This window comes from Bradyrhizobium sp. SZCCHNS30572 (genome assembly GCF_032484415.1).
Classification (GTDB): Bacteria; Pseudomonadota; Alphaproteobacteria; order Rhizobiales; family Xanthobacteraceae; genus Bradyrhizobium.
In genome coordinates this window covers 204,073-224,360 of record NZ_JAUESY010000012.1, presented here as the reverse complement: position 1 = coordinate 224,360, position 20,288 = coordinate 204,073, and the positions used below count along the sequence as shown (strand labels likewise).

Below are 20,288 nucleotides of genomic sequence, written 5' to 3'. Positions count from 1 at the left end.
CGACACGGCGTCGCGACGAGCGGCACGAGCGAGACGTAACGTCGCGCATCACGCCGTCTGCGATTCTCGGCCGAAATCGCGGCTCTCACGAACTTGGAAAAGCTCTAAGAGCGATTCCAGCCGCCGCTCCGTTGACACATCGGGGCGGTTGCCGTCTCCACTGATCCCACGATGCATCGTATTTGAATTTGCTCATTGGAGGGATTGATGAGACTGACCATCGCGGCCGTGCTCGGTGCCGCACTCGCCGGCTTCGCCATCTCGCCGGCTCTGGCCGACGGCTACAAGGACTGCACCAAGCTCGACAAGGCCCAGTGGAAGCCGGCCGCCGAGGCGGAAGCCAAGGCCAAGGAAGCGGGCTACGAGGTGCGCCGCTCGAAGATCGAAGGCTCCTGCTACGAGGTCTACGGCGTCAAGGGCGGCAAGCTCCATGAGCTGTTCTACAGCCCGGAGGATCTCAGCCTGAAGCACACGATCGCCAAGTAGTTGGCGCAAGCGTCGTCCAGCGTGCTGGATGACGTGACGTGAGAGCCATGCACGGCACAGCCCCCCGAGCCAGCCTGAAACGCCAGGACACCGCCGACACCGTGCAGGTCTGGGACCTGCCGCTGCGGCTGTGGCACTGGATGCTGGCCGTGCTGGTGCTCATCGCCTGGGTGACGCCGAACGTCCATGACGGCCTGCACCGGATCGCGGGCTACGCGATCCTCGGCTTGCTCGCCTTTCGCCTGATCTGGGGCATTATCGGTACGCGCCATTCGCGCTTCCGCAGTCTCAAGCTCCGGCTGCGCGCGACGCCGGCCTACCTGTGGAATCTGCGGCGCGGCAAGACCGGGCGCTATCTCGGGCTGAATCCCGCGGGCACGGCGATGCAGCTCGCACTGCTGCTTCTGCTCATCGTCTCCGCGATGACCGGCGCGATGCAGGTGACCGTGCGCTTCTTCGGCATCTGGTGGGTCGAGGACACCCACGAGGTGACGTCATATCTCCTGATCCCGCTGGTGGTGCTGCATGTCGCCGGCGTCGTGCTGGTGAGCCGCCTGCAGCGCGAGAATCTCGCCCGCGCCATGCTGACGGGGCGCAAGCTGCTGCGGCGCGGCTCGCGCTGACCGGGCGGCTCAGCCGCGCACGGCGTAGGGCGTCTGCGCCAGACGGTCGGCCCCCACGGCGAGATCGCGCTGCGCATCGGCCAGCGCCTTGCGTTCGCGCTTTTCCTCGGGCAGCGACCAGATCGAGTCCTCGGGCGCGTAGTCCCGGATCAACCTCGTGCCGCCGACGATGATCTCGATGGTGCTCATGACGTCAGCTCCACGAACCAGTTTCAAGAGAGTACGCGGCGCGGCTGGCGGTGGCAACCGAGCGTCAGCCAGAGGCCCTGCGGTCTCCAGCATCTGTCATCGCCGAACGATCGTTCGCGGCGAATCGCGCCACACACGGAACTCACGAGCGTTGCACGCAGGCCACAGTTCTCGCAAAAGCTGCGCGGGCGCGGAGATGCGTTATTGCGCCGGGCCGTCTTGCGCCGAACAATCGCAGGTATCGGATGCCTGACCGCCCCTCACCAGCAGGGGCTCGGATTTTGGGGAGCCCGGATGATGAGCTCGCAGCAGCTTTTGGCGCGTGCGTTGTGTCGGTCCGTTGTCCTGGTAGCTTGTGCGGCGGCATGGCCCGCGGCCGCCGCCGAGATCGAGGCAGCGACGCCGCCCGTCGCCGCGGAGCCGATCGCGACGTCGCCGCAGCCGACCGCAGCCGAGACTGCGCTGACGACCGCGTCGATCACTCCATCGGCTGTCCTGCCGGCGGACGAACAGGCCGCGCCCGGCGCGGCGACCGAACCGCCCCGGCCCACTGTCGCCAGCGCCGACCGCATCGAGATCCTCGACGAGTGCCCCGACATCGATGCCTGCATCGATCGCTATCTGTGGGCGCTGTACGAGCGCGCGCCGAAGCTCGACAAGATCCGCGAGACCGAGCGCCGCGTCGTCACGGTCAAGCGGAAGGGACGCATGGTGAAGGTGACGCGCAGCTTCACCAAGCTCGTCGACAACGACTTCACCTGGAAGGATCCGAAGGCGGCCGAGCGCATCGGCCGCAGCATGATGGAGTATGTGATCGGCGGCATGGACCGCGGCTTCAAGCTGAAGCTGTTCCACACCTTGCATGCCGCCGAGGCCGCAGGGCTCGCGCCCGGCATCACCAGCGGCTTCCGCGACGACTACCGGCAGGAGATCGCGAGCGGCCTGAAGGCCGCCAGCAACCGCTCCTATCACGGCGGCAGCCTGCGCGGCGGCTACGGCCACGGACTCGCGGCCGACATCGTCAGCGTCAACGGCGCGACGCGCGCACAGCGCTGGGTGGCGACCGAGGCGCTGTGGAAATGGGTCGATGCCAACGGCAAGACGTTCGGCATCGGCCGGCCCTATCTCGATCACGACCCGCCGCATGTCGGCCCGGTCGACGGCGAGGAATATGCCAAGCATCGCGCGCCGGCCGTGAAGGTGGCAGCGGCGGAGACGAAGAAGCACAAGCGGATCGCGGCACGGCCTGAGCATCATGCGGCGAAGCGTACGAAGGCGATCCGCGCGTCGGCGCTGGCCTCGCGGCGAACGAGCTGATTGTCACGTTCACCGCAGGTCGCGGCGTTCCGCTGATTTCATAGAGCGCGCCGCGATCTCCGTCATTGCGAGGAGCAAAGCGACGAAGCAATCCAGAGTCCCGTCCACGACTCTGGATTGCTTCGCGGAGCTTGTCATCGGGCCGCGCACCCGCGGGGACAAGGTGGCTCGCAATGCCGATCGGAGGCAGGCGCAGATTCAACTCACAACTACGCCGAAGCAAGCAAAAGGCCGGGGCAATGCCCCGGCCTTCGCCATGTCAGCCGCGCGGTGGGCCGGATATCAGTAGCGGTAGTGGTCCGACTTGAACGGGCCTTCCGGCTTGACGCCGATGTAGGAGGCCTGGTCGGGGCGCAGCTTGGTGAGATTCACGCCGATCTTGGCGAGATGCAGCATCGCCACCTTCTCGTCCAGCGACTTCGGCAGCACGTAGACTTCCTTCTTGTACTTGCCGTCCTTGTTGTTGGCGTAGAGCTCGATCTGGGCCAAGGTCTGGTTGGTGAAGGACGCCGACATCACGAAGGACGGGTGGCCCATCGCATTGCCGAGGTTCACGAGGCGGCCTTCGGACAGCAGGATCATGCGCTTGCCGTCAGGGAAGGTGATCTCGTCGACCTGCGGCTTGATGTTGGTCCACTTCAGGTTCTTCAGCGAGGCGACCTGGATCTCGTTGTCGAAGTGGCCGATGTTGCAGACGATGGCGCGATCCTTCATCGCGCGCATGTGCTCGATGGTGATGATGTCCTTGTTGCCGGTGGCGGTCACGAAGATGTCGGCGCGCGGCGCGGCGTCCTCCATCGTCACCACCTCATAGCCCTCCATTGCCGCCTGCAGCGCACAGATCGGGTCGATCTCGGACACCATGACGCGGCAGCCGGCCTGGCGCAGCGAGGCGGCCGAGCCCTTGCCGACGTCGCCGAAGCCGGCGACCATCGCGACCTTGCCCGACATCATCACGTCGGTACCGCGGCGGATGCCGTCGACCAGCGACTCGCGGCAGCCATAGAGGTTGTCGAACTTCGACTTGGTGACGCTGTCGTTGACGTTGATCGCGGGCCACAGCAGCGTGCCGGCCTTCTGCATGTCGTACAGGCGGTGCACGCCCGTGGTGGTCTCTTCCGAGACGCCCTTGATCGACTTGGCGATCTCGGCGAAGTAGCCCTTCGGCTTCTCCTTGAGCTGCTTCTTCAGCAGCGCGAAGAACACCTCCTCTTCCTCGGACGCCGGCTTGTCGAGGAACGCCGTGTCGCCGTTCTCGGCGCGCAGGCCGAGATGGACATACATGGTGGCGTCGCCACCGTCATCGAGGATCATGTTGGGATGGCCGCCGCCGTGCCAGTCGAACAGCTTGGCGGTGTAGTCCCAATAGTCGACAAGCGTCTCGCCCTTGACGGCGAACACCGGAATTCCGGCGGCGGCGATCGCGGCCGCCGCGTGGTCCTGGGTCGAATAGATGTTGCAGGAGACCCAGCGGATGTCGGCGCCGAGCGCCTTCAGCGTCTCGATCAGCACCGCGGTCTGGATGGTCATGTGCAGCGAGCCTGCGATGCGCGCGCCCTTCAGCGGCTGCTTCGGGCCATACTCCTCGCGCGTCGCCATCAGGCCGGGCATCTCGGTCTCAGCGAGCGAGATCTCCTTGCGTCCGAACTCGGCGAGCGAAATGTCCTTGACGATGTAGTCGTTGAAACCTGGCTTGGCGGTCATGTGGGGTTCCTGTCTGTAAAAGGCGTCATTCCGGGCGCGCGTCAGCGCGAACCCGGAATCCATCACTTCGAGATTCCGGGTTCAGCGCTGTCGCGCGGCCCCGGAATGACGGCACTAAGAGCTACACCGCACGCTTGAGCGCCTCGACGAGGTCGGTCTTCTCCCAGGAGAAGCCGCCCTCATTGTCCGGCGTACGGCCGAAATGGCCGTAGGACGAGGTGCGCGCATAGATCGGGCGATTGAGGTCGAGGTGGGTGCGAATGCCGCGCGGGGTCAGGTCCATCGCCTGAGCGGCCGCCTTCTCGAGCACCTCCTCCGGCACCTTGCCGGTGCCGTGGGTGTCGATATAGATCGACAGCGGCCGCGCCACGCCGATCGCATAGGCGAGCTGCAGGGTGCAGCGGTCGGCGAGACCAGCGGCGACGATGTTCTTTGCGACGTAGCGCGCGGCATAGGCGGCGGAGCGGTCGACCTTGGTCGGATCCTTGCCGGAGAACGCGCCGCCGCCATGCGGGGCAGCACCGCCATAGGTATCGACGATGATCTTGCGGCCGGTCAGACCAGCGTCGCCATCGGGACCGCCGATGTAGAACTTGCCGGTCGGGTTGATGTGCCAGATCGTCTTCGGCGTGATCCAGCCTTCCGGCAGCGCCTTGCGCACATAGGGCTCGACGCGCTCGCGGACCTGCGCCGAAGTCATGTCCTCGACCAGATGCTGGTGCGACACCACGATCTCGCGCACGCCGACCGGCTTGCCGTTCTCATACTGCACGGTGACCTGGCTCTTGGAATCCGGACCGAGCACCTTCTCGACACCGGCGTGGCGGGCTTCCGAGATCAGCCGCAGGATCTTGTGGGCATAGAAGATCGGCGCCGGCATCAAATCCGGCGTTTCATTGGTCGCGTAACCGAACATGATGCCCTGGTCGCCGGCGCCCTCTTCCTTGACTTCGCCGGGCTGCAGCGCGTCGACGCCCTGGGCGATGTCGGCCGACTGCGGATGCAGCAGGATCTCGATATCGCAGGTCTTCCAGTGAAAACCTTCCTGCTCGTAGCCGATGTCCTTGATGGCCTCGCGGACGACGTGCTCGATGTGCTCGTTGGTGACCGAAGCCGGGCCGCGGGTCTCACCGGCGATCACGACCTTGTTGGTGGTGGCGAGCGTCTCGCAGGCGGCGCGGATCTGCCAGGGGTCGATGCCGGCCTTCGGCCCTTCACGGTAGAACAGGTCGACGATCTCGTCGGAAATACGGTCGCAGACCTTGTCCGGGTGGCCTTCGGACACCGACTCCGAGGTGAACAGATATGACGCGCGCATCAAGCAACCCCTTCTTCGCCGCCCACGGCGGTCGTTTGTATTGATCCCTAAGGAATGTCAGTCGCGACGCCGCGAGATGACGTAGGATTCATCGTAGAACCACAGCCCGTTGTGCTTTCGCAGAACCTCTCTGGCGGCGTCGAGCGCGCGGGACGAGTGGGCCACCTCGGTCAGGCGGTCTTCCTCGATCTGCGCGACATACACCGCCGCGTTCCAGGCTGCAAAGGCCGTCGAGGTTCCGATCGCACCGGTGACCTCGTTGGGCAGAGCCTCCATCTCATACCTGAAAATCGAGCGATTGTCCGCATAGGCGTTAAAATTTAAGTCCCGCCCACTGGAGCCGAGCTCGTATTTCACGGCGCGCAATAGCTCATGGCGGCTGACCGAGAAAGGATTTTCTCCCGGCCAGACCGCCTGGATGATGTCCAGGCCCGGATCCTGGCCGTGGGAGTGGATTCCGATCAGCCGGCCGCCCGGCTTCAGCGCCCGCGCCAGCGGTGCGATGATGCGCTTGGCGCGGAAATTGACCGAGGACCGGGCCCGGTAGGGCTGCGAGGCGATGATCAGGTCGAAATTGGCCTCGACCCGACCGGCCCGCGGGATGATGCCGTCGAGCAGGAAGCGGTGATCCTCGCGATACAGCACCAGGGCGATCGGCCGCTCATAGACCGGCATGCCGGTGCGCGGGGAGACGTTGGCGCGCCAGTTCTGCTCCAGAAACGGCTTCAGCGCCGTGATCTGGGCCTCGAAATCCCCGGACGAATCGCCCTGCAGCACGACCTCGTGCCAGATCATCGAGGCGGCTACCGAAGGCGACGCCGGCGTCAGCCAGGGCGCCTCGGCATAGTTCATGTTGGTGAACACGAACACGCTGGCCGGATGCTCGAACAGCCGGTCCGGGACCTTCTCCAGTGTCAGCCTGACATCCTCGAGGCTCAGCTCCTTGCCGGCCACATAGAACGGAATGTGTGGAAAACGGCCGTGCATGGTGCGCAGGACCTTCGACAGCACGGTGCCGTCGCCGACGCCGGCGTCGAACAGCCGCAGCGCCGGCGGCCGCGGATGGATGCTGGCGAGTTCGAGACCGACGCGCTCGGCCACCACCCGCTTCTCGCTGCAGGTGTGCACGAACAGCAGGTATTTCTGACGGTTCTCGAAGAAGCGGAAATTGCTCTTGGGATCGCGCTTTTCGGGCACGACGTCGAGCCGCGGCGGCGGCAGCGTGCCAGTCGAGGCCGCGATATAGGCCTGGATGCGATCCAGCGTGTCGATGGTGATGCGCTTGCCCTCGCGCAGCCGCTGCACGAGCTTGCCGTCGTTCACGGCGCGCCGGCCGAACGTCGATTCCGCCATGTCCGACTGGCGGCAGAACTCCGTGATCTGGGCGAGCAGCTGGTCGTTCTTCATTCGGCTCGACGGGTGGGAAACAGGAGTGGGCAACGCGCCCTTGGCCCAACCTCCTAGCACCATCTGCCCACCATTGGAAAGAGCCTGAACCCGGAACCTTCCGGACGCAACAAACCGGATAGGTTCCCGCCTCTCGTCCCCCACGGTCCGTGCCGATGCGCCGCTCCCTCCTGCTGCTGATACCGCTGCTGGCTGCCCTCTGGGCGTCTCCCGGCCTCGCCCAGTCGAAGTCCCAGCTTGGCGCCCTCTGTACCACCGAGACGACGCCGGCCGACCAGATGATCGCCGCCTGCACCAAGATCATCGCGCTGAAGGTGTTCTCCGGCAGCCAGCTCGCCACGATCTATTTCTGGCGCGCGGTCGGCTGGAACAAGAAGGGCGACTACACCCACGTCATCGCCGATGCCACCGAGGCGCTGCGGCTGCAGCCGGCGCAGGCGATCTACAATCTGCGCGGCTCGGCCTATTACGACAAGGGCGAGTACGAGATCGCGATCGCCGACTTCAACGACGCCATCAAGATCGGCGCGCCGAGCGGCACGCTCTTCCACAACCGCGGCAACGCCTATCGCGGCACCGGCGACTACGCCAGGGCGATTGCCGACTATGACCAGGCGATCAGGCTGACGCCGAAATCCGCGCTGTCCTGGCAGAATCGCGGCATCTCCAAGGAAGCGACCGGCGACCTCGACGGCGCGCTCGGCGACATCAACGAGGCGATCCGGCTCGATCCGGCGCTGGCCTCGCCGCTGATCAACCGCAGCATGATCTGGCGCGCCAAGGGCCATCTCGACCGCGCCGTTGCCGACGCCTCCGAGGCGGTCCGGCTGGCGCAGAATCCGCCGGCCAACGTGATGACACCGCCGGGGAGCGTCGTCATCTCAGCCCACGTGCATCGCGCGCTGGCCTATGAGGCCAAGGGCGAGTTCGATGCGGCCAAGGCGGATTACGCCGCGGCGCTGAAGCCCACCGCATCCGATGCCGGCAGCAAGGCCAGCCAGGCCACCGCCAGGGTGCGGCTGTCGCTGCTGTCGGAGCCGGCGGCGCGCCCCCAGCAGCGGCCGGAATCCCCGGCCCCCTCCTCGGCCGCAGCGGTGCCGACCGGGCAGCGCATGGCGCTGGTCATCGGCAACGGCGCCTACACGCACGTGCAGCCGCTGCCCAATCCGCCGCGCGACGCGCGAGCCATCGCCAGGAGCCTGCGCGACATCGGCTTCACGGTGACGGAGGGCCTCGATCTCGACCGCGCGGCGATGCAGGCGAAGACGCGCGACTTCCTGCGCGAGGCGGCGCGGGCGCAGGTCGCAGTGGTGTTCTATGCCGGCCACGGCGTGCAGATCGACGGCCGCAACTATCTCGTCCCCACCGACATTGCGCCGTCTGCAGGCAGCGACGTGGTCACGGCGATGGTCGACATGGACCAGATCCTGGCCGGGCTCGACGACCAGGTCCGCACCAACATCCTGATCCTCGATGCCTGCCGCAACAATCCGTTCGCCCCGCCGGAGACGGCAGGCGCCGGCCCCGGCCGGGGTCTCAGCGCCAGCGGGCTCGCCGCACCAACCTCGCTCGGTACCGGCGCGACGTCCGGGGCCGGCACGCTGATCGCGTTCGCGACGGCGCCGGGCAAGGTCGCGCTCGACGGCGACGGCGACAACAGCCCGTTCTCGGCGGCGCTGACCCGCCACATCGGCACGCCCGGTCTCGAGGTGCAGCAGATGCTGACGCGCGTTCGCGCCGAGGTCGTGGCCGGCACCAAGAACAAGCAGGTGCCGTGGTCGAACTCCTCGCTGCTCGGTGAGGTCTATCTGGCGGCGAGATAGACCTGCGGCTGGGCAGGCGCTGCTCCAGCCCGACCGTCACGGCCCTCGGGGAGTCAGGTGCAGCATGCCCGAATCCTGATATGCTGCCGCACAATGGAGACGAAGCGTATCGCCGTCGGCCCGCCCAATCGCCGACACGATCCGCCGGCAACAAGCTCGTCTCGAAGGATCAGGGAGGCTCGCATGATCGGTCGTTTCGTTGTTGGACTTGGTCTGTCAGTCGTGCTGGCCGCAGGCCCGGCGCTCGCCGACGATGTCACCGGCGTCTGGCTGCGCGAAAGCGGCGCCTCCAAGGTCAAATTCGCGCCCTGCGGCGGCGCCGTCTGCGGCACGCTGGTCTGGATCAAGGAAGGCACCGACACTCCCGCCAAGGTCGGACAGCGGCTGTTCTCCGGGATGAAGCCGACCGGCCCCAATGCCTGGGCCGGCAGCTACAGCAATCCCGATGACGGCAAGACCTATGATGCCAAGATGACGCTCACCGGCGGCACCCTGACGACCGCCGGTTGCGCCTTTGGCGGCGTCATCTGCCGTTCGTCGACCTGGACGCGGGCGAATTAGAGCTCCGTTTGCGAATTCAGACTACGGTCGGGTCGCATCAAGGCATCGATCGTCCATATGGCAGCAAAGACGCAGGCGCGGCTGGGATTCGTGCTGTTTGCGGTGATTGCCGCAGCAGCCGCGACGTTCGTGCTGGCGCGCCGCTCCGCGACGCCGTCGGGCAGCGACCACCGCACGGTTCGCCAGCTCATCGTCCACTACAATCTGCTGGCACGCCCCGACGACCCGATCGTCGTGCTCGGCGACAGCATCGTCGAGTCGGCGACATTGCCGGCCAGCGCCTGCGGGCATCCGGTCGTCAACGCCGGTCTCGCCGGCGCCGGGACGCGCAGCGACCTGGCCGGCTGGCTCAAGCCCGCACTCGGCCCGAAACGGCCGTTCGCGATCATCGTCTCCCTCGGCGTGAACGATGCGCTGACCGCCAAGTCCGACTCCAGCGAGGCCTTCGCCGGGCGCTACGAGGCCCTGCTGCGCGAGCTGTCAAAGCTCACCACGCGCATCTTCGTCACCGAGTTTCCCTCCGTCGAGGCGCGCGGGCCATTCACGCCAGCCATGGAGAAGGCCGCCATGGCGAGCATCACCGACTATCGCGCCGTGCTGCCGGACCTCGCAAGGCGCACCGGCGCGACCTTCCTGCCCCTGCCGCCGATGGAATCGCCGTTCACGCTCGAAGGCATCCACCTGAATGCCACGGGCTATCGGTCCTGGGACCAGGCGATCCTGCAGGGAACCGAGCAGGCCTGCCGCTGATCCCGCAGGCTGCGAAAACAATCCTTCACTTCGCGCCGGCTAGGATTGGGGCGCACATCCCGTCGAGACGGTTAACGATCACCGCATGGCCCCGCTTCACACATCGACATCGCCTGGGACTCACAAGCTCCTCGGGCTGGAGCTGCTGCGTTTCCTCGCCACGATCTCGGTTCTGCTGTGGCACTACCCGCACTTCGCCTACATCGCCGATGCCCCTGTCGATCTCATCCGCAGCGAGCTGCCGTTCTACAATGTCCTGTTTCCGTTCTATGAGCTCGGCGAATACGGCGTCGTGATCTTCTGGTGCATCTCGGGCTTCATCTTCTTCTGGAAGTACAGCGCGATCATCTCGGATGGCACGGTCGATGGCTGGACCTTCTTCGTCAACCGGCTGTCGCGGCTCTATCCGCTGCATCTCGCAACGCTGCTGCTGGTCGCGGGGCTGCAGGCCCTCTATGTCGCGCAGCACGGCTTCTTCTTCGTCTACCAGAGCAACGACCTCGCTCATTTCGTCGCCCAGCTTTTCATGGCGAGCGACTGGCTGCCGCCGACCGGGATCAGCTTCAACGGCCCGATCTGGTCGGTCTCGATCGAGGTCCTGGTCTATGCGGCGTTCTTCCTGGCGCTGCGTTTCGTCACCACATCGCCGCTCTTGAACCTGGCGATGATCCTGGCCGGCATCGCGAGCGGCACACTGGTCGGCAAGTGTTTCGTGTTCTTCTATGCCGGCGGACTGGCCGCCATGGTGCGGCAGAGCGTCGCCGATGCCCCGTACCGCGCGCGGCTGGAAGCGTTCGCCGCGTGCGCCGTCGTTACAATCCCGCCGGCCCTCTGGCTCTCCGGCGTTGAGCTTGCCGAGCGCTCCGCAGCGCTCCTGCTCGTTTATACACCCATCCTCTTGTTCGTCTGCGCGACGCCCATCACGCTGCCACGGCGCACCGAAGTCCTGCTGCAGGCCGCCGGCAACATGACTTATTCGTGCTACCTGTTGCACTTCCCGATCCAGCTCACGATCGCGCTGGCTTTCGGCGCGCTTGGACGAGCGATCCCCTACGGCAGCCCCTCGTTCTGGGTCGGCTTCATGGGGCTGACCCTGACCGCGGCGTATCTCACCTATTCCGGGTTCGAGGCCCCGGCACAGCGGCTGATCCGCCGTGCGCTGCTGCGCAAAAAAGAAGCGGAGCGGATTGCTCCGGCCCCGCTTCCGCATCACTGATCAGCACACCCGATGTCGAGGCGTGCAGTGTTCACGGCGCGCTTACTTCCCCCAGATCTCCTCCGCGAGCTCGACGCAGAGGCGCAGCTTGGCCCACTGCTCTTCATCGGAGAGGATGTTGCCTTCCTCGGTCGAGGCGAAGCCGCATTGCGGCGACAGCGCGAGCTGGTCGAGCGGGGCGAACTTCGAGGCCTCTTCCAGGCGGCGCTTGATGTCGTCCTTCTTCTCGAGCTCGCCGACCTTCGAGGTCACGAGACCGACGACGACGACCTTGTTGCCCTTGGGCAGGAAGCGCAGCGGCTCGAAGCCGCCGGCGCGCTCGCTGTCATACTCCAGGAAATAGCCGTCGTAATTGGTATTGGCGAGCATGGTCTCGGCGACCGGCTCGTAGCCGCCCGAGGAGATCCAGGTCGAACGGAAATTGCCGCGGCAGACATGCGTGGTGATCGTCATGTCGGCGGGCCGCTCGGCGATCGCGTAGTTGATGATGCGCGAATAGATCTGCTGCAGACCGTCGGGATTGTCGCCGCGCTCGCGCGCCTTCTTGAGCTCGTCCTGCGAGCACAGATAAGCCCAGACCGTATCGTCGAACTGCAGGTAGCGGCAGCCGGCGTCGTAGAAGGCCTTCACGGCCTTGCGATAGGTCTTGCCGAGATCCTCGTAGAAGGCGTCGAGATCGGGATAGACGTCCTTGGAGATCGACTTGCGGCCGCCACGGAAGTGCAGCACCGCCGGTGACGGGATCGTCATCTTCGCCGTGACATGCGCGGTGTCGGCGTGCTTCTTGAGGAAGCGGAAGTGGTCGAGCATCGGATGACTATCCGGGAAGTCGAGCTTGCCGATCACGCGCACCGCGTCATGACGAGTCTGCACGCCGGTGAACTGGATGCCGGTGTCCGGGTGAAACAGCTCGCATCCGGTCAGCTTGGCGAGAAAGTCGAAGTGCCACCAGGAGCGACGGAACTCTCCGTCGGTGGCGAGCTTGAGACCGGTCGAGGCCTGGCGATGCACGACCTTCTCAATCTCCATGTCCTCGATCTTTCGGAGATCGTCGGCCGAGATCTCGCCCTTCTCGAGCTTGGCGCGGGCTTCCTTGATCTTCTGCGGCCGCAAGAGGCTGCCGACTTCGTCGGCGCGGAATGGGGGCTTGGTGCGTTGCATGTGCTCACTCCTTGGAAGGCGTCGATTCGTTGGATAGGGTTGTTGGACCGGCTGCGATCTGTCCTGGCTGGTTACCTGGGCAAAGCGTGATGGACTGGGTCCATCCCCTACCCCGTATCCGGTCGGTATACAATTCTATCGAGGAGAGATCGTGGAGGGGCATGGCGCAATCCATGGCCCGAGCAATGGGCTGACCTACCCTGACCTCGTTCAATGGGGCATCCTGAGGTGAACCCATCAAATCCGCCTCCAGGTGAAGTGCCATCGCGACAACGGCGCTGGCCAGCCTTCCTGCTGTAACGACCGGATCCTGCATACCGGTGTCCACGGCGGCCGCACCATACCGCCGGATCTTCCGGCATGGCCTTCACGCTGACTGCGCGAGCCACACCGTCCCTGCAACCAAGGATGACGCTTCGCCCTGTAGCGTTCAAGCCCGACGATCAGGTCAATGCGCGGCCGCGCTCGCGACGCCGAGGTGCCGCTCCAATGGCGCCGGATCGGCCTTCAAGGCGCTCGACGGCGCGTCATGCACGATGGTGCCACGCTCCAGGATGACGACGCGGTCAGCCAGCGCGAGCAGCTTCTGCGCGTGCTGCTCGACGATCACGGAGCACAGGCCGCCGGCGCGGCTGATGGTGCCGATCGCGGCCAGCAGCTCCTCGACGATGATCGGCGCGAGGCCCTCGGTCGGCTCGTCGAGCAGCAGCACCTTGGGATTCAGGGTGAGCGCGCGGCCGATCGCCAGCATCTGCTGCTCGCCGCCGGAGAGCTGATTGCCGAAATTGTTGCGTCGCTCCTTGAGCCGCGGAAACATCTGGTAGACGCGCTCGATCGACCAGGGTCCCGGCTGCGCCACCGCCGTCATGTTCTCCTCCACCGTGAGCGAGCGGAAGATGTTGCGCTCCTGCGGCACCCAGCCGATGCCGGCGCGGGCGCGCTGGTCGGCGCGAAGAGCCGTGATGTCGGTGCCGGCGAGCGCAAGCTTGCCGGAGAAGCGGCGGGTGACGCCGACGATGGAGTTGATCAACGTGGTCTTGCCAGTGCCGTTGCGGCCGAGCAGCGCCAGCACCTGGCCCTCGGGCAGCTTGAGCGACATGTTCGGCAGCACGACCGCCTGGCCGTAGCCGGCGCGAAGATTTTCAATCGCGAGCAGATCGGTCATCACGCAGCCTCGCCGAGGTAGACCGCCTTGACCTGCGGATCACGCGCAACCTCGTCGGGCGTGCCTTCAACCAGCAGAGCGCCGGAGACCAGGACCGAGATGCGGTCGGCAAAGGAGAAGACGAGGTCCATGTCGTGCTCGATCAGCAGCACCGTGACGTCGCGCGGCAGCGCGGCGACCGCGGCGAGGATGTCCTTGCGCTCGCCCTCGGGCACGCCGGCGGCGGGCTCGTCGAGCAGCAGCACGCGCGGGCGCGCGGCGATCGCAACCGCGATCTCCAGCAGGCGCTGCTTGCCATAGGGCAAGGTCGAGGTACGGTCGTTCATCACGTCGAGCAGCCGGAAGCGCTCGAGCGTCTCGGCGATCTCGGCATTGATGTCGTCGCGCGTGCCCATGCGCCGCCACCAATTGCCGCCGCCGCCGAGCCGCTCGGAGACCGCAAGCCCGATGGTCTCCAACGGCGTCAGGTCGGGATACAGCTGGTTGATCTGGAAGGTGCGCGACAGGCCACGCAGCACGCGCTTGTGCACCGGCAGATCGGTGATGTCCTGGCCTTCGAGCAGGATGCGGCCCGCGCTCGGCTCCAGCACGCCGGTGAGCTGATTGATGACCGTGGTCTTGCCGGCGCCGTTCGGACCGATCAGCGCGTGGCGCGCGCCGGGCGCGATCTGCAGCGACAGGTCGCGGGTGACGTGAAGGCCGCCGAAATGCTTGTCGAGGCCGCGGGTTTCCAATGCGTAGGTCATGGCGCCTCGTTATCGGTGAGGGCCACCGCGGCCTTGCGGCCGGCGATCTGGCGCAGGACGAGGTTGGGCAGCCACAGCGCATAGGCGTGGATGCGGTGGCGGCCGACCAGCACGATGACGACCAGCACCAGGCCGATCCAGAACATCCAATATTGTGGCGTGATCCACTGGAACAGTTCCTGCAACATCCGGAACACCGCCGCGCCGATCAGCCCGCCATAGAGATAGCCGGAGCCGCCGATGACCAGCATCAGAACCAGATCGGCGGAGCGCTCGAACGAGAACACGTCGAGCGAGGCCAGTGCCGTGGTCTGGGTGAACAGCGCCCCGGCAATGCCGGCATAGAACGCGGCTACGGTGTAGATCGCGATCAGGCGCTTGTTGACGGGAATGCCGACGGCGGCGGCGCGCAACGGATTGTTCTTGATCGCGCGCAGCGACAGGCCGAACGGCGAGTGGACGATGGTCCGCGCCAGCAGGAACAGCACGAACAGCACCGCAAGCGAATAGAAGAAGCCGGTCCTGCCGAACATGTCGAAGGCGAACACGCCGAAGATCGGCTGGATGTCGATGCCCTGGAGACCGTCGGTACCGCCGGTGATGTTGGAGAAGCGCTCCGCCAGCGCCTCCATCAACAGCGCGATGCCGAGCGTCACCATCAGCCGCGTCAGGTCGACGCCGCGGATGACCAGGAAGCTGGTGGCGAAGCCAAGCACGGTGGCGGCGAGGCCGGCCACGATCAGCGCCAGCACCGGCTCGTTGATGATGCCGTGCACCGAGAGCAGGCCCGCGCAATAGGCCCCGACGCCGAAGAAGGCGGCGTGGCCGAGCGAGACGATGCCGGCATAGCCGAGGATCAGGTCGAGCGACAGCGCGAACAACGCCAGTCGCAGGATCTCGGTCATGATCAGGTAGCGCGAGGGAAACGCCAGTCCGACCGCCAGCACGACGATCCAGAAGGCGAACTCGCTCCAGTGCCAGCGGCCATGCTGCCTGGCGTGAAATCCGACCTCGGCTTGTGCGTTCGTGGTCATGCGATCCTCACCGCGTCGCCGTGCGACCGAACAGGCCGTTCGGACGCCAGATCAGGATCACGATCATGATGGTGTAGATGACGAAGGGGCCGAGCTTCGGCACGTAGTATTTGCCGGCGACGTCGCCGATGCCGAGCAGCAGCGAGGCCAGGAACGGCCCGGTGATCGAGGACGAGCCGCCCACGGTGACCACGATCAGGAAGTAGATCATGAACTTCAGCGGGAAGTACGGATCGAGGCCGAGGATCTCGGCGCTGAGCGCGCCGCCCAGGCCAGCGAGCCCGCAGCCGAACGCGAAGGTGAAGGCGAACACCTGCGGCACGTTGATGCCGAGGCCGCTCGCCGCGCGGGGATCATCGACGGCGGCGCGCAGTCGGCTGCCGAACCGAGTCTTGGAGAGCACCAGCTGCAGCCCCACCGTGAGCAGCCCGCAGATCACGATGATCATCAGCCGATAGCGGCCGATGCCAACGCCGAAGACGTCGAACTGGCCCTGCAGCACGTCGGGCAGATTGATGAAGATTCGCGAGGAGCCCATGATGTAATCGACCGCGGCCACCGTCATGAAGACGAGCCCGATCGAGAACAGCACCTGGTCGAGATGGCTGCGCGCATAGAGATGCTGATAGAGCGCCCGCTCCAGCAGCGCGCCGATCATGGCGCTCGCGACGAAGGCCAGCGGCAGCGCCGCGAAGAACGGCCATCCCATCCGGTTGACGAGCACGGCGCAGACATAGCCGCCGGCCATGGCGAAGGCGCCATGGGCGAGGTTGACGAAGTTCATCAGGCCGAGCGTCACGGCGAGCCCGCAGGCCAGCACGAACAGCAGCATGCCGTAGGCGACGCCGTCGAACAGGTTGGTGAGGATAGCGGTCATGGAGTCTAGTTTCAGTCCCCGGTCATCCCTTCATCCGAAGGGCATGCATACAACGCTTGCTCGGTCTGCGCCTCTCCCGCTTGCGGGGGAGGTCGGATCGCATCGGAACGATGTGATCCGGGTGGGGGAAATCTCTCCACATGACGCGTGTGCCGTGGGGTGCCCCCTCCCCAGCCCTCCCCCGCGGGCGGGGGAGGGAGCGCACGGTCCTCGCGCGTCCCTCGATGACGCCTATCGCGTCACTTCTTGGCCTTGCCCGGATCCTTGACGGCGTCGAAGGTCTGGAACTCGACGTTGTAGAGCTCGCCGTCGACCTTCTCGACCTTGCGGATGTAGACGTTCTGAACGATGTCGCGCGTCTCCGGATCGATCGAGATGGGACCGCGCGGGCTCTCCCAGGCCATGCCCTTCATCGCAGCAATCAGGGAATCGCCGTCGGTCTTGCCACCGGTCTTCTTCAGCGCCTCGTAGATCAGATGGATGCCGTCGTAGCCGCCGACCGCCATGAAGCCTGGACGGCTGTTGAACGCCTTCTTGTAGGCCGCGACGAACTCCTTGTTCTTCGCCGACGGATGCGCCGCCGAATAGATGTGCGCGGTGACGGCGCCGAGCACGGCGTCGCCCATGTCGTTGAGCAGGTCGTCGTCGGTGACGTCACCCGGTCCGATCACCTTGATGCCGCTCTTGTCGAGGCCGCGCTCGGCATATTGTTTCATGAAGTTGCCGCCCTGGCCGGCCGGCACGAACACGAACATGGCGTCCGGCTTGGCGTCCTTCATGCGCTGCAGGAAGGGAGCGAAGTCGGGGTTCGCCAGCGGAACCTTGATTTCCTCGACGATCTCGCCACCGCCAGCGGTGAAATGCTCCTTGAACGAGGCCAGCGCGTCGTTGCCGGGCGCGTAGTCCGAGGTCAGCGTGGCGACCTTCTTGATGCCGTTCTTGACCGCCCAGTCGCCGATGATGGTGGAGGACTGCGGCAGCGTGAAGCTGGTGCGGACGATGTAGGGCGACTTCTCGGTGATGATGGAGGTGCCGGCCGCCATGACGACTTCCGGGATCTTGCCCTGGGTGGCGAGCGGCGCGGCGGCGAAGGCCGCCGGCGTCACGCCAAAGCCGGCGATCACGTTGACCTTGTCGTTGACGATCAGTTCCTGCGCCAGACGCTTGGTATTGTCGGGCAGCGCCGCGTCGTCCTTGAGGATGACCTGGATCTTCTTGCCGGCGACGGTGTCGCCGTTCTGCTGCATGTACAGCTTGATCGCGTTGTCGATCTGCTTGCCGGTCGACGCCTGGCCGCCGGTCATCGGCACGATCAGGCCGATCTTGAATACGTCTTCGGCCCGCGCCGCACCCGACGCGAGCGCAGCCGCGGCAAGAGCCGCACTGGCGAGCGTCAGTGTCTTGCTTCGCACGAACATTGAAACTACCTCCCTGGTCGGATCAGGACCGCAGCCCCCGGCCATTGTTGTCTTAACCGTGCGATCTCGTTCACGATATCGCGGGCGCATCGCTGCGGACTCGGGACCCCGTTGTCAATGGCGATCATGGGAGGCTTCGTGAACGGTAGGTTTCCGCAACGGACCACCAATCCGTGATTGGTATATTAATACCCAAATCATCGAACGGCCAAATTTTGCCAATTGATGGCAAGTCGTTAGGGTCCAGGCCGCGGGTCGCCCGCAGCACGAAAGGTCACCCATCAATGCCGGCCAGACACCCCCACCGGACCAGACTGTTTCCGGCCGCGATGATGCTTCTCGCCATGGCCGGGCCGATCCTTTCCGGCTGCTCGTCGATCAATGAGAAGGTCGGCGCGGGGATGGGCGATCTGATGCCGCAATGGGCCGGCGGCCTGCCGGCCGACGCGCCACCCCGTCCAGGAACCCCGGAATACGACCGTTTCATGCAGGAGCGCGAGCGGCAGCGGCAGATGCCGGCCGCCGAACGCGACAAGGAGACGCAGTCGAACGCCAACGCGCAGGCGACCGTCCCCGGCCGCTGACGGGCGGTCGCGACATCAATCCATGAAGACGACGGTCTTGCGCCCGTTGAGGATGACGCGATCCTCGAGGTGATAACGGATCGCCCGCGCCAGCACGCGCCGCTCGATGTCGCGGCCCTTGCGCACGAGGTCCTCCGGCGTGTCGCGATGGCTGATGCGCTCGACATCCTGGTCGATGATCGGACCCTCGTCGAGATCCCGGGTCACGTAATGAGCTGTGGCGCCGATCAGCTTGACGCCGCGCTCATAGGCCTGGTGATAGGGTTTTGCGCCCTTGAAGCCCGGCAGGAACGAATGATGGATGTTGATGCAGCGGCCCGACAGGCTCGCCGACATCTCGTCCGACAGAATCTGCATATAGCGCGCCAGCACGACGAGATCGGTCTTCGTCTCATCGACCAGCTTCAGGATCGCCTGTTCCTGGTCGCGCTTGGTGTCCTTGGTCACCGGCATGTGGTGGAACGGGATGTCGCCGAAATCGAGCCCGGCATAGGTCTCGCGCGGATGGTTGGAGACGATGGCGGTCGGAATCATCGCGAGGTCGCGGGTCCGCCAGCGATAGAGGATGTCGACCAGACAATGGTCGAACTTCGACACCAGCAGCATCACCCGGCGCTGCCCGGCGCGGTCGCGCATCTGCCAGTCCATCGCAAAGCGCTCGGCGATCGCGGCGAAGCCGGTCTGCAGCGCCGGCAGGTTGACGGCGAGATCGGCGGCCGTGAACACCACCCGCATGAAGAAGTGACCCGTCTCGAAGTCGCCGAACTGCTGGGCATCGAGAATGTTCTGGCCATTGTGGGCGAGGAAGGTCGAAACGGCCGAGACGATCCCGGGACGATCCGGGCAGGACAGGGTCAGGACATATTGGTGGTTGGACATGGCGATGACGTACCGGGCGGATGATATGAGGGGAATGATGCGGCAGGCTTGGCGCCCGTTCGGGCCCTGCTCTACCACCCTCCGCGCCCTTGCGCCAACGCTCGGCGCGGGGGCAGGATGAACAAAACATCAACTCTCAAACTTCGAGCATCGCCATGGCTGACAGGCTGACCGGCAACCGCATCCTGATCCTGGAAACCCGCGAGGAGGCGCAGTTCTCGCGGCTGCTCGCCGAGCAAGGCGCCGACGTGCTGCAATGTCCGATGTTCACGATCCAGGATGCGCCGGACCCCGCGCCGATCGAGGCCTGGATCCGCCGCTGCATCGAGCGGCCGTTGGATGATCTCGTGCTGATGACCGGCGAGGGCCTCAGGCGGCTGATGACCGTGGTGCGCCGGATCGGCGTCGAGGCCGAGTTCATCGCCGCGCTCGGCAAGGCCCGGAAGTTCACCCGCGGCCCCAAGCCAGGGCGTGCCTTGCGCGAGCTCGGCTTGGAGGCGCAGGTCACCACGGAGAAGCCGACCTCGGAAGGTGTTGCCGAACTACTGGCAAGCTACGACCTCAAGGGCCATCGGCTCGGCCTGCAGCTCTATCCCGACAAAGATCATTCCGCGCTGATCGGTGCAATCAAGGCTGGTGGCGCCGAGGTCGATCCGGTGCTGCCCTATGTCTATGACGCCAAGGCGGCGGATGCGAACATCCTCATCGCGATCGACGAGATGATCGCCGGCCATGTCGATGCGATCGCGCTGACGAGTTCGGGCCAGCCGCGGCGGCTGTTCGACGTCGCCAAGGCGCACGGCGTGGAGGATCGACTGCGGCAGGGCTTGGCGCGTACGCCGATCGCCTCGGTTGGGCCCGTGGTCACGGAGGAGCTGGCTGCGCATGGGCTGGCGCCGTCGATCACGCCAGCGGGCGAGGCCTATTTCATGAAGCCGCTGATCTCGGCGATGGCGACCGCGCTGGGCGCGAAGGCGCAGCGGGTTTGATCGCGCTCCTGGAGAGCCGTCATTGCTTCGGCGCTTCGCGC

The 20,288-nt window shown here is 65.7% G+C and carries 20 protein-coding genes; 9 read left to right on the top strand and 11 right to left on the bottom strand.

Going from position 1 to position 20,288, the window contains the following annotated elements:
* Positions 1-207: 207 nt before the first annotated feature.
* Together QX048_RS31820 and QX048_RS31815 are read left to right on the top strand one after the other, a co-directional pair.
* Positions 208-486, top strand: a complete 279-nt coding sequence (locus QX048_RS31820) for a PepSY domain-containing protein (protein ID WP_315825101.1) — start codon at positions 208-210, stop codon at positions 484-486.
* Positions 487-533: 47 nt separating this feature from the next.
* Positions 534-1,109, top strand: a complete 576-nt coding sequence (locus tag QX048_RS31815) for a cytochrome b/b6 domain-containing protein (protein ID WP_316159257.1) — start codon at positions 534-536, stop codon at positions 1,107-1,109.
* A gap of 9 nt (positions 1,110-1,118) precedes the next feature.
* Here the strand turns inward: QX048_RS31815 and QX048_RS31810 are convergent, their stop codons facing one another.
* The gene (locus QX048_RS31810) at positions 1,119-1,298 is read right to left on the bottom strand and encodes a hypothetical protein (RefSeq protein ID WP_315753598.1); all 180 of its coding nucleotides are present in this window, start codon (positions 1,296-1,298) and stop codon (positions 1,119-1,121) included.
* A 294-nt stretch (positions 1,299-1,592) separates the two neighbouring features.
* Between QX048_RS31810 and QX048_RS31805 the strand changes: the two genes are divergently transcribed.
* The gene (locus QX048_RS31805; RefSeq protein WP_315712887.1) at positions 1,593-2,615 is read left to right on the top strand and encodes a hypothetical protein; all 1,023 of its coding nucleotides are present in this window, start codon (positions 1,593-1,595) and stop codon (positions 2,613-2,615) included.
* Between the two features lie 282 nt (positions 2,616-2,897).
* On the opposite strand, the gene ahcY is transcribed toward QX048_RS31805, so the two are convergent.
* The 3 genes from ahcY to QX048_RS31790 all read right to left on the bottom strand — a co-directional run bounded on the left by ahcY (position 2,898) and on the right by QX048_RS31790 (position 7,044).
* The gene (gene ahcY, locus QX048_RS31800) at positions 2,898-4,319 is read right to left on the bottom strand and encodes an adenosylhomocysteinase (RefSeq protein WP_315712889.1); all 1,422 of its coding nucleotides are present in this window, start codon (positions 4,317-4,319) and stop codon (positions 2,898-2,900) included.
* A 121-nt stretch (positions 4,320-4,440) separates the two neighbouring features.
* Positions 4,441-5,637: a methionine adenosyltransferase gene (metK, locus tag QX048_RS31795; protein WP_315712890.1), complete on the bottom strand. Its 1,197-nt coding sequence runs from the start codon at positions 5,635-5,637 to the stop codon at positions 4,441-4,443.
* 57 nt (positions 5,638-5,694) lie between these two features.
* The gene (locus tag QX048_RS31790) at positions 5,695-7,044 is read right to left on the bottom strand and encodes a hypothetical protein (protein WP_315712892.1); all 1,350 of its coding nucleotides are present in this window, start codon (positions 7,042-7,044) and stop codon (positions 5,695-5,697) included.
* A gap of 155 nt (positions 7,045-7,199) precedes the next feature.
* Between QX048_RS31790 and QX048_RS31785 the strand changes: the two genes are divergently transcribed.
* The 4 genes from QX048_RS31785 to QX048_RS31770 all read left to right on the top strand — a co-directional run bounded on the left by QX048_RS31785 (position 7,200) and on the right by QX048_RS31770 (position 11,394).
* Positions 7,200-8,867 carry a caspase family protein gene (locus tag QX048_RS31785; protein ID WP_315825103.1) on the top strand — a complete coding sequence of 556 codons (1,668 nt, stop codon included), beginning with the start codon at positions 7,200-7,202 and terminating at the stop codon, positions 8,865-8,867.
* Between the two features lie 183 nt (positions 8,868-9,050).
* Positions 9,051-9,428 carry a DUF2147 domain-containing protein gene (locus tag QX048_RS31780; protein ID WP_315712895.1) on the top strand — a complete coding sequence of 126 codons (378 nt, stop codon included), beginning with the start codon at positions 9,051-9,053 and terminating at the stop codon, positions 9,426-9,428.
* A 57-nt stretch (positions 9,429-9,485) separates the two neighbouring features.
* On the top strand, positions 9,486-10,178 hold the full coding sequence (locus QX048_RS31775; RefSeq protein ID WP_315825104.1) for an SGNH/GDSL hydrolase family protein: 693 nt from the start codon (positions 9,486-9,488) through the stop codon (positions 10,176-10,178).
* 85 nt (positions 10,179-10,263) lie between these two features.
* On the top strand, positions 10,264-11,394 hold the full coding sequence (locus QX048_RS31770) for an acyltransferase (RefSeq protein WP_315825105.1): 1,131 nt from the start codon (positions 10,264-10,266) through the stop codon (positions 11,392-11,394).
* Between the two features lie 42 nt (positions 11,395-11,436).
* Here the strand turns inward: QX048_RS31770 and QX048_RS31765 are convergent, their stop codons facing one another.
* The 6 genes from QX048_RS31765 to QX048_RS31740 all read right to left on the bottom strand — a co-directional run bounded on the left by QX048_RS31765 (position 11,437) and on the right by QX048_RS31740 (position 17,795).
* Positions 11,437-12,555 (bottom strand): cobalamin-independent methionine synthase II family protein, encoded by a 1,119-nt coding sequence (locus QX048_RS31765; protein WP_316200833.1) that lies wholly within the window; start codon positions 12,553-12,555, stop codon positions 11,437-11,439.
* 448 nt (positions 12,556-13,003) lie between these two features.
* Entirely contained in the window at positions 13,004-13,720 is a 717-nt protein-coding gene (locus QX048_RS31760) for an ABC transporter ATP-binding protein (RefSeq protein WP_315825106.1), read from the bottom strand.
* Complete coding sequence (locus tag QX048_RS31755) at positions 13,720-14,466, bottom strand: ABC transporter ATP-binding protein (protein WP_315712902.1); 747 nt, start codon at positions 14,464-14,466, stop codon at positions 13,720-13,722. The genes QX048_RS31760 and QX048_RS31755 overlap by 1 nt, the downstream gene beginning before the upstream one ends.
* Positions 14,463-15,500, bottom strand: coding sequence for a branched-chain amino acid ABC transporter permease (locus QX048_RS31750; RefSeq protein ID WP_315825107.1), 1,038 nt, complete (start codon positions 15,498-15,500; stop codon positions 14,463-14,465). The genes QX048_RS31755 and QX048_RS31750 overlap by 4 nt, the downstream gene beginning before the upstream one ends.
* Before the next feature lie 7 nt (positions 15,501-15,507).
* Positions 15,508-16,377, bottom strand: a complete 870-nt coding sequence (locus tag QX048_RS31745) for a branched-chain amino acid ABC transporter permease (RefSeq protein ID WP_315825108.1) — start codon at positions 16,375-16,377, stop codon at positions 15,508-15,510.
* A 239-nt stretch (positions 16,378-16,616) separates the two neighbouring features.
* The gene (locus QX048_RS31740; RefSeq protein ID WP_315768767.1) at positions 16,617-17,795 is read right to left on the bottom strand and encodes an ABC transporter substrate-binding protein; all 1,179 of its coding nucleotides are present in this window, start codon (positions 17,793-17,795) and stop codon (positions 16,617-16,619) included.
* Between the two features lie 344 nt (positions 17,796-18,139).
* On the opposite strand from QX048_RS31740, the gene QX048_RS31735 reads away from it, so the two are divergent.
* On the top strand, positions 18,140-18,379 hold the full coding sequence (locus tag QX048_RS31735) for a hypothetical protein (RefSeq protein WP_315825109.1): 240 nt from the start codon (positions 18,140-18,142) through the stop codon (positions 18,377-18,379).
* A 15-nt stretch (positions 18,380-18,394) separates the two neighbouring features.
* On the opposite strand, the gene purU is transcribed toward QX048_RS31735, so the two are convergent.
* Positions 18,395-19,258, bottom strand: coding sequence for a formyltetrahydrofolate deformylase (purU, locus tag QX048_RS31730; protein ID WP_315825110.1), 864 nt, complete (start codon positions 19,256-19,258; stop codon positions 18,395-18,397).
* 155 nt (positions 19,259-19,413) lie between these two features.
* Between purU and QX048_RS31725 the strand changes: the two genes are divergently transcribed.
* Positions 19,414-20,247: a uroporphyrinogen-III synthase gene (locus QX048_RS31725; RefSeq protein ID WP_315768773.1), complete on the top strand. Its 834-nt coding sequence runs from the start codon at positions 19,414-19,416 to the stop codon at positions 20,245-20,247.
* Positions 20,248-20,288 lie beyond the last annotated feature (41 nt).